The sequence below is a fragment of the Tabrizicola sp. T74 genome (assembly GCF_057219935.1).
On sequence record NZ_JBXVVT010000005.1, the window covers coordinates 241,965 to 255,041 of the forward strand.

At 62.0% G+C, this 13,077-nt stretch carries 22 protein-coding genes; 1 reads left to right on the forward strand and 21 read right to left on the reverse strand.

The annotated features are described in order from the left end of the window. Positions 1 to 36: 36 nt before the first annotated feature. The 9 genes from AC2EAL_RS16030 to AC2EAL_RS16070 form a co-directional block, all read right to left on the reverse strand. Positions 37 to 696 (reverse strand): helix-turn-helix transcriptional regulator, encoded by a 660-nt coding sequence (locus tag AC2EAL_RS16030; protein ID WP_484725240.1) that lies wholly within the window; start codon positions 694 to 696, stop codon positions 37 to 39. 131 nt (positions 697 to 827) lie between these two features. Continuing rightward, positions 828 to 1,238: a 50S ribosomal protein L17 gene (gene rplQ / locus AC2EAL_RS16035; RefSeq protein ID WP_484725241.1), complete on the reverse strand. Its 411-nt coding sequence runs from the start codon at positions 1,236 to 1,238 to the stop codon at positions 828 to 830. A 118-nt stretch (positions 1,239 to 1,356) separates the two neighbouring features. Continuing rightward, entirely contained in the window at positions 1,357 to 2,373 is a 1,017-nt protein-coding gene (locus tag AC2EAL_RS16040) for a DNA-directed RNA polymerase subunit alpha (protein ID WP_295077039.1), read from the reverse strand. 120 nt (positions 2,374 to 2,493) lie between these two features. Beyond that, positions 2,494 to 2,889, reverse strand: coding sequence for a 30S ribosomal protein S11 (rpsK, locus tag AC2EAL_RS16045; protein WP_149589297.1), 396 nt, complete (start codon positions 2,887 to 2,889; stop codon positions 2,494 to 2,496). Positions 2,890 to 2,900: 11 nt separating this feature from the next. Then, on the reverse strand, positions 2,901 to 3,269 hold the full coding sequence (rpsM, locus tag AC2EAL_RS16050; protein ID WP_484725242.1) for a 30S ribosomal protein S13: 369 nt from the start codon (positions 3,267 to 3,269) through the stop codon (positions 2,901 to 2,903). Positions 3,270 to 3,449: 180 nt separating this feature from the next. Next, positions 3,450 to 4,034, reverse strand: a complete 585-nt coding sequence (locus AC2EAL_RS16055) for an adenylate kinase (protein WP_484725243.1) — start codon at positions 4,032 to 4,034, stop codon at positions 3,450 to 3,452. Between the two features lie 4 nt (positions 4,035 to 4,038). Beyond that, positions 4,039 to 5,400: a preprotein translocase subunit SecY gene (gene secY, locus AC2EAL_RS16060; protein ID WP_484725244.1), complete on the reverse strand. Its 1,362-nt coding sequence runs from the start codon at positions 5,398 to 5,400 to the stop codon at positions 4,039 to 4,041. A gap of 100 nt (positions 5,401 to 5,500) precedes the next feature. Further along, entirely contained in the window at positions 5,501 to 5,980 is a 480-nt protein-coding gene (gene rplO / locus AC2EAL_RS16065) for a 50S ribosomal protein L15 (RefSeq protein WP_484725245.1), read from the reverse strand. A 221-nt stretch (positions 5,981 to 6,201) separates the two neighbouring features. Further along, complete coding sequence (locus AC2EAL_RS16070; protein ID WP_484725246.1) at positions 6,202 to 6,642, reverse strand: GFA family protein; 441 nt, start codon at positions 6,640 to 6,642, stop codon at positions 6,202 to 6,204. 269 nt (positions 6,643 to 6,911) lie between these two features. On the opposite strand from AC2EAL_RS16070, the gene AC2EAL_RS16075 reads away from it, so the two are divergent. Continuing rightward, the gene (locus tag AC2EAL_RS16075; RefSeq protein ID WP_484725247.1) at positions 6,912 to 7,511 is read left to right on the forward strand and encodes a hypothetical protein; all 600 of its coding nucleotides are present in this window, start codon (positions 6,912 to 6,914) and stop codon (positions 7,509 to 7,511) included. Between the two features lie 92 nt (positions 7,512 to 7,603). Here AC2EAL_RS16075 and rpmD read toward each other — a convergent pair whose 3' ends face one another. From rpmD to AC2EAL_RS16135, 12 genes are all read right to left on the reverse strand, one after another. Then, the gene (gene rpmD / locus AC2EAL_RS16080) at positions 7,604 to 7,798 is read right to left on the reverse strand and encodes a 50S ribosomal protein L30 (protein ID WP_484725248.1); all 195 of its coding nucleotides are present in this window, start codon (positions 7,796 to 7,798) and stop codon (positions 7,604 to 7,606) included. 2 nt (positions 7,799 to 7,800) lie between these two features. Continuing rightward, entirely contained in the window at positions 7,801 to 8,373 is a 573-nt protein-coding gene (rpsE, locus tag AC2EAL_RS16085) for a 30S ribosomal protein S5 (RefSeq protein ID WP_484725249.1), read from the reverse strand. 121 nt (positions 8,374 to 8,494) lie between these two features. After that, on the reverse strand, positions 8,495 to 8,854 hold the full coding sequence (gene rplR, locus AC2EAL_RS16090; protein ID WP_484725250.1) for a 50S ribosomal protein L18: 360 nt from the start codon (positions 8,852 to 8,854) through the stop codon (positions 8,495 to 8,497). 11 nt (positions 8,855 to 8,865) lie between these two features. Further along, the gene (rplF, locus tag AC2EAL_RS16095) at positions 8,866 to 9,399 is read right to left on the reverse strand and encodes a 50S ribosomal protein L6 (RefSeq protein ID WP_484725251.1); all 534 of its coding nucleotides are present in this window, start codon (positions 9,397 to 9,399) and stop codon (positions 8,866 to 8,868) included. A gap of 10 nt (positions 9,400 to 9,409) precedes the next feature. Further along, positions 9,410 to 9,808 (reverse strand): 30S ribosomal protein S8, encoded by a 399-nt coding sequence (gene rpsH, locus AC2EAL_RS16100; RefSeq protein WP_137110195.1) that lies wholly within the window; start codon positions 9,806 to 9,808, stop codon positions 9,410 to 9,412. 12 nt (positions 9,809 to 9,820) lie between these two features. After that, entirely contained in the window at positions 9,821 to 10,126 is a 306-nt protein-coding gene (gene rpsN, locus AC2EAL_RS16105; protein ID WP_484725252.1) for a 30S ribosomal protein S14, read from the reverse strand. Between the two features lie 18 nt (positions 10,127 to 10,144). After that, positions 10,145 to 10,705 carry a 50S ribosomal protein L5 gene (rplE, locus tag AC2EAL_RS16110; RefSeq protein ID WP_484725253.1) on the reverse strand — a complete coding sequence of 187 codons (561 nt, stop codon included), beginning with the start codon at positions 10,703 to 10,705 and terminating at the stop codon, positions 10,145 to 10,147. Continuing rightward, positions 10,705 to 11,010 carry a 50S ribosomal protein L24 gene (rplX, locus tag AC2EAL_RS16115; RefSeq protein ID WP_484725254.1) on the reverse strand — a complete coding sequence of 102 codons (306 nt, stop codon included), beginning with the start codon at positions 11,008 to 11,010 and terminating at the stop codon, positions 10,705 to 10,707. The genes rplE and rplX overlap by 1 nt, the downstream gene beginning before the upstream one ends. Further along, positions 11,010 to 11,378, reverse strand: a complete 369-nt coding sequence (gene rplN / locus AC2EAL_RS16120; protein WP_023666245.1) for a 50S ribosomal protein L14 — start codon at positions 11,376 to 11,378, stop codon at positions 11,010 to 11,012. Before rplN ends, rplX begins: the two co-directional genes overlap by 1 nt. Before the next feature lie 63 nt (positions 11,379 to 11,441). Further along, positions 11,442 to 11,675: a 30S ribosomal protein S17 gene (rpsQ, locus tag AC2EAL_RS16125; protein ID WP_137110191.1), complete on the reverse strand. Its 234-nt coding sequence runs from the start codon at positions 11,673 to 11,675 to the stop codon at positions 11,442 to 11,444. A gap of 11 nt (positions 11,676 to 11,686) precedes the next feature. Further along, positions 11,687 to 11,887: a 50S ribosomal protein L29 gene (gene rpmC / locus AC2EAL_RS16130; RefSeq protein ID WP_484394971.1), complete on the reverse strand. Its 201-nt coding sequence runs from the start codon at positions 11,885 to 11,887 to the stop codon at positions 11,687 to 11,689. A gap of 563 nt (positions 11,888 to 12,450) precedes the next feature. Then, a complete protein-coding gene (locus AC2EAL_RS16135; RefSeq protein WP_484725255.1) occupies positions 12,451 to 13,074 on the reverse strand; it encodes a TIGR02466 family protein in 624 nt (207 codons plus the stop codon). Positions 13,075 to 13,077 lie beyond the last annotated feature (3 nt).

The following is a 13,077-nucleotide window of genomic DNA, read 5'->3' on the forward strand; positions in this document are numbered from 1 at the left end:
TTGATCACAGGACAGTCAGAGGGAAACGTCACAAAACTACAGCAGCCGGTATTCTCGCGCCTTTTTCAACGCCTCGGTCGCGGTCCGTGCCTCAAGCCTGATTCGCGCCGAATTCAGTCTTGCCTTGAAGGCGCTTTCCGATATCCCGAGCTTTGCAGCTGCAGCTGTGTGACGGTCCCCATTCGCGATACATTGCAGCGCTTCTATTTGCGCTTTGGTAAGTTCAGAGGGCGGCTTCGCAGCGATATGCAGGCGCGCGGTGATATCGGCGAGAATCTCCATCTCTGAATCCGTAAACTCGCGGTCCGACCTGGTGATGCCGGCCATGGATCGCGAGGTAATCGGGCCGTAAGACGACACAGCCCCATATTTCATGCCGTAAGTAGCGGCCTTCTTCAGCAGCTCAAACGGATCCGGCAGCGGAATCTCGCTCCAGCGACGAGTACCTGCGGTGCCGATGCCCCAGAAAATGACCGGGTCGCGAAGGTAGTAGGAATGGGAATTGTAGTACTCCACCCAGTCGGCGGGATAGCGGCTGTGGTAGATCAGGGGACTGGCAAACCGGATGTGCAGACCAACGGCATACCCCTCGGGCGCCAGTTGGTTCAACTCTTCGTACAGTTCACTCAACTTCTTACTCTGCGACATCAGCGCTTGAATCCCCACAAGCTCGGCTTCAACCTTAAGTGTATTCATCAAGGCATGCCAGTACCTTGCTGGCTGTACGCGGCGACATTTGGGCCAAATGAGGGAATGTCCCCGTCCCAGAATGCCGAAGGCCCGCCAATCATGGCGGGCCAAGCGTAAAGGTTAACGGAAGGAAAGCCTTAGGCTTCGGCGGCTTCCGTGCGGGCGCGGTCGGCGGCGCCCTTGGCCGAGGTGTCGCGGTCGACGAATTCAATGATCGCCATCGGGGCCATGTCGCCATAGCGGAAGCCGGCTTTCAGGATCCGGACATAGCCGCCCTGACGGTCCTTGTAGCGCGGCCCAAGAATGGCAAACAGACGCTCGACATACTGGTCCTGCTTCAGCTGAGCAGCCGCCTGACGACGGGCGTGCAGGTCGCCGCGCTTGGCCAGCGTCACCAGCTTCTCGATGATCGGACGCAGTTCCTTGGCCTTCGGCAGGGTGGTCTTGATCTGCTCGTGCTCGATCAGCGAGCCGGCCATGTTGGCGAACAGCGCCTTGCGGTGTTCGTGGGTACGGTTCAGGCGGCGATAGCCGCGGGCGTGACGCATGATGGTCTCCTAACGTCTCTTTTGCTTTGTGTTGCTGCCCGTGCGTGCAGACAGCGTCGTTGGGGCGGGATTGCCCGGGTAGAAGGTCGGGCGCGGATCAAGCCGCGCCCTTCCGATGTCAGAACTGGTCCTCGAAGCGCTTGGCCAGGTCCTCGATGTTCTCTGGCGGCCAGCTTTCGACGTCCATGCCAAGATGCAGGCCCATGCCCGAAAGCACTTCCTTGATCTCGTTCAGCGACTTGCGGCCGAAGTTCGGGGTGCGGAGCATCTCGGCTTCGGTCTTCTGGATCAGGTCGCCGATGTAGACGATGTTGTCGTTCTTCAGGCAGTTGGCCGAACGGACCGAAAGCTCCAGCTCGTCCACCTTCTTCAGCAGCAGCGGGTTGAACTCCAGGCCCGAGTCGATCTCGCCGACCTTGGCCGATTCCGGCTCTTCGAAGTTCACGAAGATCGACAGCTGGTCCTGCAGGATGCGCGCGGCATAGGCCACCGCGTCATCCGGCGTCAGGCTGCCGTCGGTCTCGATCTTCATCGTCAGCTTGTCGTAGTCCAGCACCTGGCCCTCACGGGTGGGGGTGACTTCGTACGAAACCTTCTTCACCGGCGAATAGATCGCGTCGATCGGGATCAGGCCGATCGGGGCATCCTCGGGGCGGTTCTTGTCGGCCGAGACATAGCCCTTGCCGGTGTTGACCGTCAGCTCCATGAACACGTCGGCGCCGTCGTCCAGGTGGCAGATCACGTGATCCTTGTTCAGGACCTCGATGCCGTTCGATTCCGAGATGTCGCCAGCGGTCACGACGCCCGGCCCCTTGGCCGAGATCGACAGGCGCTTCGGCCCCTCGACTTCCATCTTCAGGCTGACGCCCTTCAGGTTCAGGACGATGTCGGTCACGTCCTCACGGACGCCTGCGACCGACGAGAACTCGTGCAGCACGTTGTCGATCTGGACGCTGGTGATCGCGCCCCCCTGCAGCGAAGACATCAGCACGCGACGCAGCGCGTTGCCCAGCGTCAGACCAAAGCCGCGCTCCAGCGGTTCGGCGATGACGGTCGCCACGCGGGCGGCATCTGCCCCCGGCTTCACGACCAGCTGCGTCGGCTTGATGAGTTCCTGCCAGTTCTTGTGGATCATTCTGAAGCCCCTATTCTTGTCCGCTGCCGATGTCCGAAAGCAGGCGGACGCCCGAGGATCGTAAACGACGAAAACCGGGCCGCGAGGGAACGCCCCCGCGACCCGGTCAAAATCAGTACCTTAGACGCGGCGGCGCTTCGGCGGACGGCAGCCGTTGTGCGCAAGCGGGGTCACGTCGCGGATCGAGGTGATCTGGAAGCCCACGGCCGCCAGGGCGCGCAGCGCCGATTCACGGCCCGAACCCGGGCCCTGCACTTCAACCTCCAGCGTGCGGACGCCGTGTTCCTGCGCCTTGCGGCCTGCGTCTTCGGCAGCCATCTGGGCGGCGTAGGGGGTCGACTTTCGCGAACCCTTGAAGCCCATGGTGCCCGAGGACGACCACGAGATCGCGTTGCCCTGCACGTCCGAGATCAGGATCTTGGTGTTGTTGAACGACGAGTTCACATGCGCCACGCCAGCGGCGATGTTCTTGCGTTCTTTCTTCTTGCCGCGGACGGCTTTGGTATCGCGTGCCATCTGTCAGCCCCTTATTTCTTCTTGCCGGCAATGGCCTTCGCGGGGCCTTTGCGGGTGCGAGCGTTGGTGTGGGTGCGCTGGCCGCGGACCGGCAGGCCCTTGCGGTGACGCAGGCCACGGTAGCAGCCGAGGTCCATCAGACGCTTGATGTTCATCGTGACTTCGCGGCGCAGGTCGCCTTCGACGGTCAGGTTCGCGTCGATGTATTCGCGGATCGCCAGCACTTCGCTGTCGGTCAGCTGGTTCACACGGCGGGCGGTGTCGATCTTCAGCGCTTCGCAGATGGTCTGGGCGGTCGCAGGGCCGATCCCGGTGATGTAGGTGAGCGCGATCGGAACCCGTTTCGCGGTCGGAATGTTGACGCCAGCAATACGTGCCAAACGTGTCGTCCTTCTTCTGTTGCGGTTCCGTAGTGCCAGAACCTTTTTTCACAACACCGCACGGGGTGTTAACCCGGCGATACGAACTTCCAATAAGGAAGGCCCGCAAGGCGATTCCACCGCGGGACGCCGTGCCATATGGGGTTTTCCCGGGGCCGTCAAGGCCGCGAACGGGGTTTTTCAGGCTTTGTCAAGAACCTTGGCGATCTCATCGGCAACGGCCTGCATCTCGGCCATGCCGTCGATCTGCCGAAGGTCGCCCTTGGCCCAGTAATAGCCGATCAGGGGCGCCGTGTTCTTGTAGTATTCCTGCAGGCGGACCTGGAAGACTTCTGGCGTGTCGTCCTTCCGGACCGGCTGGCCCGCGGCCTTTGCATCTTCGGCCCGTTTGACGATCCGGCCAACCAGCGCCTTGTCGTCCACCACCAGCTCGATCACCGCATCCAGCGTCAGGCCCATGCGCGTCAGCAGGGCGCCAAGCGCATCGGCCTGGCGTAGCGTGCGCGGGAAGCCGTCGAAGATGAACCCGCCGTGGCCATCCTGCGCCAGCTTCTCCTCGATCAGACCGATGACGATTTCGTCGGTCACCAGCCCGCCGGCATCGAGCACCGCCGCGACCTTCCGACCCATCTCGGTGCCGCTGGTCCGGGCGGCGCGCAGCATGTCGCCGGTCGACAGCTGCACCATGTTCCGGGCCTCGACCAGCCGTGCGGCCTGCGTGCCCTTCCCCGCTCCCGGCGGCCCCAGAAGAATGATGTTCTTCATGGGATCAGCGCCGTGCCGGGGCCTTGGGCGCGCCGGTCTTCTTCTTGCCGCGCAACTGCGACTTCTCGATCAGCGCCTCGTACTGGTGGGCAAGAAGGTGTGACTGGACCTGCTGGATCGTGTCCATCGTCACCGACACCACGATCAGCACCGAGGTGCCGCCGAAGTAGAACGGAATGCCCAGTTCGGCGATCAGGATCTCGGGCAGCAGGCAGACTGCCGCCAGATAGGCCGAGCCGAGGACAAGGATGCGATTGACCACATACTCCAGATACTCTTCGGTCTTCTTGCCGGGCCGGATGCCCGGAACCGAGGCATTCTGGTTCTTCAGGTTCTCGGCCACCTCATCGACCTTGAACGACACGTTCAGGGTGTAGAAGTAGGCAAAGAACACGATCATCGCCGCCAGGAACAACAGGTGCAGCGGCTGGCCGTAGCCCAGGTTCGCAGCAAGCCAGCTCAGGACCGGGTTGGTCGAGCCACCAGAGAAGGTACTGACCGTGGTCGGCAAAAGCAGGATCGACGAGGCGAAGATCGCCGGGATCACGCCCGCCGGGTTGACCTTGATCGGCAGGTGCGACGAGCCGCCCTCGTAGACCTTCATCCCCACCTGGCGGCGGGGGTATAGGATCGAGATCTTGCGCAGCGCGCGTTCCATGAAGACGACGAAGGTGATGACCGCAACGACCATCACCAGAATGCCCAGGATCACCGGGGTCGACAGAGCACCCGACCGGCCCTGCGCAAAGAACTGTGCGATAGCGGCAGGAATCTCGGCAACGATGCCGACGAAGATGATGAGCGAGATGCCGTTGCCGATGCCGCGGGCGGTGATCTGCTCACCCAGCCACATCAGGAACATGGTGCCACCGACCAGAGTGATGACGCAGGAGGCGACGAAGAAGGCGCCCGGATTGTGCGCCAACCCGCCGCTCTGGATCGACATGGCGATGCCGTAGCCCTGCAGGATGGCCAGCGCGACAGTGCCATAGCGGGTGTACTGGTTCAGCTTCTTGCGGCCCTGCTCACCCTCTTTCTTCAGCTGCTGCCAGGGGGCGTACATCGTCCCCAAGAGCTGCACGATAATCGAGGCCGAGATGTAGGGCATGATCCCCAGGGCAAAGATCCCCATCCGTGCCAGCGCACCACCGGTGAACATGTTCAGCATGCCGCCCACGGTCTGCGACGCATCGGTCATGAACTCGCGCAGCGCGTCCCCGTCGATGCCCGGCACCGGGATGAAGGTGCCCAGGCGGTAGACGATCAGAAGGCCGATCGTGAAGAAGATGCGTTGGCGCAGGTCGGTCGCCTTGCCAAGCATGCCCCAGCTGAGGTTCGCGGCCATTTGTTCGGCAGCAGATGCCATGTCAGGTCTCTTTCAAGCCAAGCGCCGCCGGACCGTTCTCCGGTTCGGCGGCGCGGGAAAACTTGGAGTGATGTAAGCGACCTTTTGGCCGCTCACAAGGTTATTCAGCCGCAGCCGCCACAGGTGCCAGAAGGGTGACCTTGCCGCCGGCCTTTTCCACCGCTTCCACGGCCGAGGCCGAGGCGCCGGTTACGGTCAGGTTGACCTTGGATTTCAGCTCGCCCTTGGCCAGCACGCGGATGCCGTCGCGCTTGTTCGAGGTTACGCCGGCCGCGACCAGCGCGTCTTCGGTGATCTCTTCCTTGGCGTTCAGCTTGCCTGCTGCGATGAACTTCTCGATCATCCCGAGGTTGACCACCGAGAAGTGCAGCTTGTTCGGCTTGGTGAAGCCGCGCTTCGGCAGGCGACGGTAGAGCGGCATCTGGCCGCCTTCGTAGCCGCCCAGAGCCACGCCCGAGCGGGACGACTGGCCCTTGATACCACGGCCGGCGGTCTTGCCCTTGCCCGAACCCGGGCCGCGCGCCACGCGCTTTTTCTTCTTCGCCGCGCCTTCGTTGTCGGCGAGTTCATGCAGTTTCATGTCGCTTCTCCTTGCCGGATGCGCCCCCGAAGCGAAAACGGGACACCCACGGCTTTTCTTGATTCTCATGGCCAGGATCGGCCACCGGGGGGCGATACAGCACGGCACCCCGAAAAGCAAGGCCAAGGCTGTCCACGGTGGACAACCTTGCCTTTTCCCTTTTAAACCAACGCGATGCCAGATTCCGTTAGGGTGGTGTTAACCCTATGGAAATCGCCGCGTCAGTGCCCCTGCGGCCAGACGAAACTGGGCTGGAGGCCCGAGTAGACCGGACGCCCGTCGGCGGGGGCCGGGTAGCCCTTCGTCTCGTCCCAGAAGGCATGGTAAGTGGCCTTGGGGAACTTGGCGTCGTCGTAGCCCATCACGTTCGGCACCGCCACGCGGATGCGGTGCTGCTTGTCGTCCAGCATCAGCGCCGCGCCGCAGGCCTTGCAGACGCAGATCTCCAGCGGACCGTTCGGGTTGTCCTTGTTGAAGGGGACCCGGTTCATCAGTTCCGGATGGTCGACCTGGATGTCGCCATGGTTGAAGAAGGCGACATGGGTCGTGTGCTGGCCGGTCACGCCCTTGCAGACGTTGCAATGGCATTCGTGGTTGTCGATGGGTTCAGCGGTGGCGGTGACATGGACGTGCTGGCAGCCGCCAGCGTAGTGGGTGGTCATGCGTAGTCCTCCCTGTGCGCGGCCCCCCGCCCCCTCCCGAGGCAGGTTGAGTCGCTGGCGGAAGGGTAGCATTGTCGCATCGAAGTTTGTTCGAGAAGTTGGCAAGTATGGCTAGCGCACCAGAAATCCTGAAAGAAGCTCGCTCGATTTGCGACATAATGGATCGATGGCTTACCAAGCTGGTCAGCTCGGTACCTCAGCCGAAGATCGTCGTTCTTCCACAGTGACTTCGTCTTCGATACGTTGAGAAGCGGGCGGAGCAAGCAATCGTGCTCTTGCTCGCCAAATGCGTCAGTGGGGTCCGTGCCGCCGCCCTTCTGCTCGAGGCCGGTTACGTGCAGGAAAGCGGTATGGTCTTGCGTGGAGTTGACGAGAATTCAGACACTGTCGGCTTTCTCGTCTTTGCATCTGCTGAAACGGACGAACCACGAATTCTTCGGCGCTACCTGGACACTTTTTTTGCCGAAGAGCTTGCGCATGAGCAATTTGCTGCCAAGGCCAAGGTCAAGGGACGCGACATTGTCAGCCGCCGAGACATCGCAAACTATCTGTCCAATCACCGGCTATCTGGAGGCGACCCGTTCTCAGCAACGAACGCTGCAATGGCCGTTCACTACATACTGTCCGGGTATGCGCACGGCTCTGCCTCCCACGCATTCGAACTTTATGACCCAAGGTTGGGTGCGTTTGAGACGTCAGGAACAAGATCAAAGGTGTTAGTAGAGGACCACGCCTACGACTTCGCAAACTACGTTTATCGCACGATCCTGGCGTTTGGCTTCGCCGGTTCATCAAGGGGTCACTCTGACATTCAGGACCACGCGGAACACTTCGCAAAGCGATATGCCGCGACTCACGGGCTCTCGTAGTGCCTGAATGCAAAACGCCCCCGCGTCTCCGCGAGGGCGTTTGATGTTCAGCGGGCGGTGGGCGGATCGCCCACCCTACGCCCGGGCGAAGCTTAGCCGCGCTCTTCGATGATCTCGACCAGGTGGCTGATCGAGTTCACCATGCCGCGCACCGAAGGGGTATCCTCCAGCTCGCGGGTGCGGTTCAGCTTGTTCAGGCCGAGGCCCTTCAGCGTTGCGGTCTGCACGGCCGGACGGCGGGCGGCCGACCGGACTTGCTTCACGACGATGGTTTTCTTGGCAGCCATGTTCAGGCCTCCACGGTTTCAGCTTCGGGCTTCCGAAGGATTTCGGCGACCTTCTTGCCACGACGCGACGCGACCGAACGGGGCGAGGCTTCGTGCTTCAGCCCGTCGATGGTGGCGCGGATCATGTTGTAGGGGTTCGGGCTGCCGATCGACTTGGCAACGACGTCCTGGACGCCCAGCATTTCGAACACGGCGCGCATCGGGCCGCCGGCAATGATGCCGGTACCGGCCACGGCGGTCCGCATCACGACTTTTCCGGCGCCATGACGGCCTTCCATGTCGTGGTGCAGGGTGCGGCTGTCCTTCAGCGCCACGCGGATCATCGAGCGCTTGGCCTGTTCGGTGGCCTTGCGGATCGCCTCGGGGACTTCCTTGGCCTTGCCCTTGCCAAAGCCGACGCGCCCGCGCTGGTCACCAACGACCACAAGCGCCGCGAACCCGAAGTTCTTGCCGCCCTTGGTGGTTTTCGAGACGCGGTTGATCGCGACCAGACGGTCGGCGAATTCCGGGGTTTCTTCCGGACGATTGTCGCGACGGTCGTCACGACGCTCCCGGCGGTTCTCACGTTCTGCCATATGGCAATTCCTTCGTGGTGGCGCATGGCGCCGTTAAAGCCAATCCTGGTGGGCGCCGCAGGGGCGCCCCCGGATCATCGGGGCAGCCCACCCTACTGAAAGGATGCGCTGCCCGCCTGAGTTAGAACTTCAGACCGCCTTCGCGGGCTGCATCGGCAAGCGCCTTGATCTTGCCGTGGAACAGGAAGCCGCCGCGGTCGAAGTAGCACTCTTCGACGCCCGCCTTCTTGGCCCGCTCGGCAATCGCCGCGCCCACCTTGGCCGAAGCCTCGATGTTGTTCTTGCCGACCACGCCGAGCTCTTTCTCCAGCGTGGAGGCCGCTGCGATGGTCACACCCTTCACGTCGTCGATCAGCTGGACGCTGATGTTCTTCGACGAGCGGTGCACCGACAGCCGCAGACGACCATGCGAGGTCGCCTTGATCTTGTTCCGGACGCGCAGGCGGCGCTTGAGGAACAACTCTCTCTTGTTGTTTGCCATTTTCGCCACCCTTACTTCTTCTTGCCTTCCTTGCGGAAGATGTACTCATCCTTGTAGCGGATGCCTTTGCCCTTGTAGGGCTCGGGCGCGCGCCATTCGCGGATGTTCGCTGCCACCTGGCCGACCTGCTGCTGGTCGATGCCTTCCACGACGATCTCGGTCTGCTTCGGGACGGACACGGTCACGCCCTTCGGCACATCGAAGTTCACTTCGTGGGAATAGCCCAGCGACAGTTTCAGCACGTTCCCGGCCATCGCGGCGCGGTAACCCACGCCCTGGATTTCCAGTTCCGACTTGAAGCCGGTGGTGACGCCGGTCACCAGGTTGTCGATCATCGAGCGGGTCATGCCCCACTGCTGGCGCGCACGCTTGCTGAGGCCACGCGGGGTCACCTTGATGGTGTCGCCCTCGATGGTCAGCGTGACGTCGTCGCCCGCGGTGAACTTGCGGGTCCCTTTCGGGCCCTTCACTTCGATGGTCTGGCCGCTGATCGAGGCAGAGGTGCCTTTGACGAGCGTGACGGGTTTCTTGCCGATACGAGACATTCCACCCTCCTCAGAACACGGTGCAAAGCACTTCGCCGCCGACATTGGCAGCGCGTGCATTTGCATCCGACAGAACGCCCTTCGGGGTCGAGACGATGGCGACACCCAGTCCGTTCCGGACCGAGGGAAGCTCGCTCACACCCATGTACACGCGACGGCCGGGCTTCGAGACACGCTTCACTTCGCGGATCACGGGCTCGCCTTCGTAGTACTTCAGGCTGATGGTGAATTCGCCCTGCTTGTTGGCGGTCTCCGACTTCTCGTAGCCACGGATGTAGCCTTCCGAGAGGAGCACGTCGAGCACGCGGGCGCGCAGCGTCGAGGCGGGGGTCGTCACGGTGGACTTGCCGCGCATCTGGGCGTTGCGGATACGGGTCAGCATATCGCCGAGAGGATCGTTCATGGACATGTGATGCCTCCCTTACCAGCTGGACTTGACCATGCCGGGGATCTGGCCGAACGAGGCCAGGTCACGCAGCATGATGCGCGAGAGTTTGAGCTTGCGGTAGAACGCATGCGGACGGCCCGTCAGCTGGCAGCGGTTGTGCAGACGCACAGCCGCCCCGTTGCGGGGCATTTCAGCCAGTTTGATGGTCGCCTTGAAACGCTCTTCCATCGGCTTGGACTGGTCGTTGATCACCGCCTTGAGGCCGGCGCGCTTGGCAGCATGCTGCTTCACAAGCTTCGCCCGCTTCACTTCGCGGTTCACCATGGATTTCTTTGCCATATCTCAGGTTCCTCGCGCTTACGACGTGAAGGGCATGTTGAAATGCTTCAACAGCGCCTTGGCTTCCGCGTCGGTTTTCGCGGTGGTGCAGATGATGATGTCCATCCCCAGAACCTCGTCGACCTTGTCGAAGTTGATTTCGGGGAACACGATGTGCTCTTTCAGGCCCATGGCATAGTTGCCGCGACCATCGAAGCTGGTGCCCTTGACGCCGCGGAAGTCGCGGACGCGGGGCAGAGCCACGTTGATGAGCCGGTCGAGGAATTCGTACATCCGGTCGCCCCGGAGGGTGACCTTGCAGCCGAGCGGCATTTCCTCACGGACGCGGAAGCCGGCGATCGACTTCTTGGCCTTGGTGATGACGGCCTTCTGACCGGCGATCTGGGACAGCTCCTCGGAGGCCTGCTTGACCTTCTTGGTGTCCTTGACCGCTTCGCCGACGCCCATGTTCAGGACGATCTTGTCCAGACGCGGGATCTGCATGTCGTTCTTGTACGAGAACTCAGCCTTCATGGCCGGGCGGATCTTGCCCTTGTATTCGGCCTTGAGGCGCGGAGTGTAGGTGGCTTGGTCGAGCATCAGATCGCCTCCCCGGTGGTCTTGGCGAAACGGACCTTCTTGTCGCCTTCCATGCGGAAGCCCACGCGGGTCGGTTTGCCGTTCTTGTCCACGATGGCGAGGTTCGACAGGTCGATCGGCATCGCCTTCGGCACCCGACCGCCCTGCGAGGCAGCGGACTGCTTGGTGTGACGGATCGCGACGTTCACGCCGTCGACGATGGCCTTGTTCTCGGACGGCATCACGGCGGAAATCTCGCCCTTCTTGCCCTTGTCCTTGCCGGTGAGCACGACGACCGTGTCACCCTTTTTCAGCTTGGCAGCCATCAGAGCACCTCCGGAGCCAGCGAGATGATCTTCATGAAGTTCTTGGCACGCAGCTCGCGCACGACCGGCCCGAAGATACGGGTGCCGACCGGTTCGCCCTGGTTGTTCAGGATGACGGCGGCGTTGCGGTCGAAACGGATCGAGGTGCCGTCTTCACGGCGGACTTCCTTGGCGGTGCGAACGACGACGGCTTTACGCACGTCACCCTTCTTTACGCGGCCTTTGGGAATGGCTTCCTTGACCGACACCACGATGATGTCGCCGACGGAAGCATAACGGCGGTGCGAGCCGCCAAGAACCTTGATGCACTGCACCCGGCGCGCGCCGGAGTTGTCAGCCACATCCAGATTCGTCTGCATCTGGATCATTTGAAAGTCTCCCGACCTTCAGGGCACAGCCCTGGGGTTTCGTTCGGGACGATGGGGCTTGGCTTACGCCTCGACCACCACCGTCCAGCGTTTCGTCTTCGAGATCGGCGCGCACTCTTCGATACGGACAGTATCGCCGACCTTGAACTTGTTCTCCGCGTCATGGGCGCGGTATTTCTTCGACTTGCGGACGGTCTTCTGCAGCAGCGGGTGCTTGAAGCGGCGTTCCACGAGAACGGTGATCGTCTGCTCGTTCTTGTCCGAGGTGACGACGCCTTGCAGGATGCGTTTCGGCATTGATTTTCCCCTTACTTCGCAGCTTCAGCGGCTTTTTGGCCGAGAACGGTCTTGATGCGGGCGACGTCGCGGCGGACGGCACGCATGCGGGCGGTGTTCTCAAGCTGGTTGGTCGCTTGCTGGAAGCGCAGGTTGAAGGCTTCCTTCTTCAGCTGAACCAGGCTGTCACGCAGCTGGTCCGGCGTCTTCGAACGCAGTTCATCGGCTTTCATGCCGGTCTTTCCTTTTCACAATCGCCAGTCGGCCCCTACGGGAGGGTCACCGAGGACCTGGCGGATCAATGACAAACCGCCGACGCCGAGTCACCCCGGAATCGCGGATGCGCCCGTATAGGGGGGAAGGCGGCGGGGGGCAAGGGGGAAGTTGGGGGGGGAATTACTTTGGGATAGCGGGAGGCAAGACACCTTCAGGCACACGTTCGCTGTAGACCAACGGGACCCACTGCGGGCTACCCTCGATCACAGCCAAGAACCAGCTTCTTCCTGTTTCAGTGTCGAGAAGGATCGTGACTGGCGGATTATCTGTTAGTCCACTTAACTTCCCATCGCGCACAACATAGCGCTCGGTAGACTCCTGTGCCGCCAACACTTGCGCCAACCCCACCCATGCGAGAACGGCAAAGATGGATGCGTTTCGGACCGTTATCACCACAACTTCTCCGCAATCCACTTCTTGATCAGCGACTGCCGCGTGGCGCCCAGCATAAGACGAAACCGTAGGGTGCGCTACAGCGCACCGGCGGATGGTGCGCTGTAGCGCACCCTACGATGCCGCTTCACGCCCACCCATAGTTGAAGCTGACCGAGATCCGTTCCTCCTCGGACATGTTCATCGGGACTTCGTGTCTTAGCCAGCTTTCCCACAGAAGAACCTCGCCCACCGCCGGTTTGACGTAGACGAAGCGCTGCAGCTCTTGCGGCGCGGTTTTCAGGGGGACCGGGGCCAGCATCATCATCGGCAGGCGGGGGTCTTCGAGCTTCAGGGCAGAGGTCCCCTCCGGCATCGCGACATAGGTCGTGCCCGAGATCACCGAATGCGGGTGGATGTGGCTGGCGTGGGTGCCGCCTTCGGGCAGGATGTTGATCCAGAGGGAATTGCACTTGAGCTTCTTGTCCCCCAGGTCGAAGCCCAGGTCCTTGCAGAACGCGGCGACGTGGCGGTCCAGCGCCTTTTCCAGATCGCCGAAGATCGGCATCCGCCAGGGAAGGTCGTTCAGCGAGGCATACGAGGTGTAGCCGGGATAGCCGTTCGCCTCGCACCACTCCTGCCCGGCCTCGTCATCCTCGGCCACCGTCTCGCAGGTGACCCGCAGCTCGTCGTAATCGACCTTCTTCTTGGCAAGTTCGTTCAGCTTCGCGCGGTAGAGGCGGGTGACGAAGAGGGAGGTGATGTCGGGCATGGC

Excerpts from the sequence above, each read along its gene's own strand:
- AC2EAL_RS16030 (WP_484725240.1), bottom strand. The coding sequence starts at position 696 with ATGAATACACTTAAGGTTGAAGCCGAGCTTGTGGGGATTCAAGCGCTG.
- rplQ (WP_484725241.1), bottom strand. The coding sequence starts at position 1,238 with ATGCGTCACGCCCGCGGCTATCGCCGCCTGAACCGTACCCACGAACAC.
- AC2EAL_RS16040 (WP_295077039.1), bottom strand. The coding sequence starts at position 2,373 with ATGATCCACAAGAACTGGCAGGAACTCATCAAGCCGACGCAGCTGGTC.
- rpsK (WP_149589297.1), bottom strand. The coding sequence starts at position 2,889 with ATGGCACGCGATACCAAAGCCGTCCGCGGCAAGAAGAAAGAACGCAAG.
- AC2EAL_RS16055 (WP_484725243.1), bottom strand. The coding sequence starts at position 4,034 with ATGAAGAACATCATTCTTCTGGGGCCGCCGGGAGCGGGGAAGGGCACG.
- secY (WP_484725244.1), bottom strand. The coding sequence starts at position 5,400 with ATGGCATCTGCTGCCGAACAAATGGCCGCGAACCTCAGCTGGGGCATG.
- rplO (WP_484725245.1), bottom strand. The coding sequence starts at position 5,980 with ATGAAACTGCATGAACTCGCCGACAACGAAGGCGCGGCGAAGAAGAAA.
- AC2EAL_RS16070 (WP_484725246.1), bottom strand. The coding sequence starts at position 6,642 with ATGACCACCCACTACGCTGGCGGCTGCCAGCACGTCCATGTCACCGCC.
- rpmD (WP_484725248.1), bottom strand. The coding sequence starts at position 7,798 with ATGGCTGCCAAGAAAACCATCGTCGTGAAGCAAGTCCGGTCGGCCGCC.
- rpsE (WP_484725249.1), bottom strand. The coding sequence starts at position 8,373 with ATGGCAGAACGTGAGAACCGCCGGGAGCGTCGTGACGACCGTCGCGAC.
- rplR (WP_484725250.1), bottom strand. The coding sequence starts at position 8,854 with ATGGCAAACAACAAGAGAGAGTTGTTCCTCAAGCGCCGCCTGCGCGTC.
- rplF (WP_484725251.1), bottom strand. The coding sequence starts at position 9,399 with ATGTCTCGTATCGGCAAGAAACCCGTCACGCTCGTCAAAGGCACCTCT.
- rpsH (WP_137110195.1), bottom strand. The coding sequence starts at position 9,808 with ATGTCCATGAACGATCCTCTCGGCGATATGCTGACCCGTATCCGCAAC.
- rpsN (WP_484725252.1), bottom strand. The coding sequence starts at position 10,126 with ATGGCAAAGAAATCCATGGTGAACCGCGAAGTGAAGCGGGCGAAGCTT.
- rplE (WP_484725253.1), bottom strand. The coding sequence starts at position 10,705 with ATGCTCGACCAAGCCACCTACACTCCGCGCCTCAAGGCCGAATACAAG.
- rplX (WP_484725254.1), bottom strand. The coding sequence starts at position 11,010 with ATGGCTGCCAAGCTGAAAAAGGGTGACACGGTCGTCGTGCTCACCGGC.
- rplN (WP_023666245.1), bottom strand. The coding sequence starts at position 11,378 with ATGATCCAGATGCAGACGAATCTGGATGTGGCTGACAACTCCGGCGCG.
- rpsQ (WP_137110191.1), bottom strand. The coding sequence starts at position 11,675 with ATGCCGAAACGCATCCTGCAAGGCGTCGTCACCTCGGACAAGAACGAG.
- rpmC (WP_484394971.1), bottom strand. The coding sequence starts at position 11,887 with ATGAAAGCCGATGAACTGCGTTCGAAGACGCCGGACCAGCTGCGTGAC.
- AC2EAL_RS16135 (WP_484725255.1), bottom strand. The coding sequence starts at position 13,074 with ATGCCCGACATCACCTCCCTCTTCGTCACCCGCCTCTACCGCGCGAAG.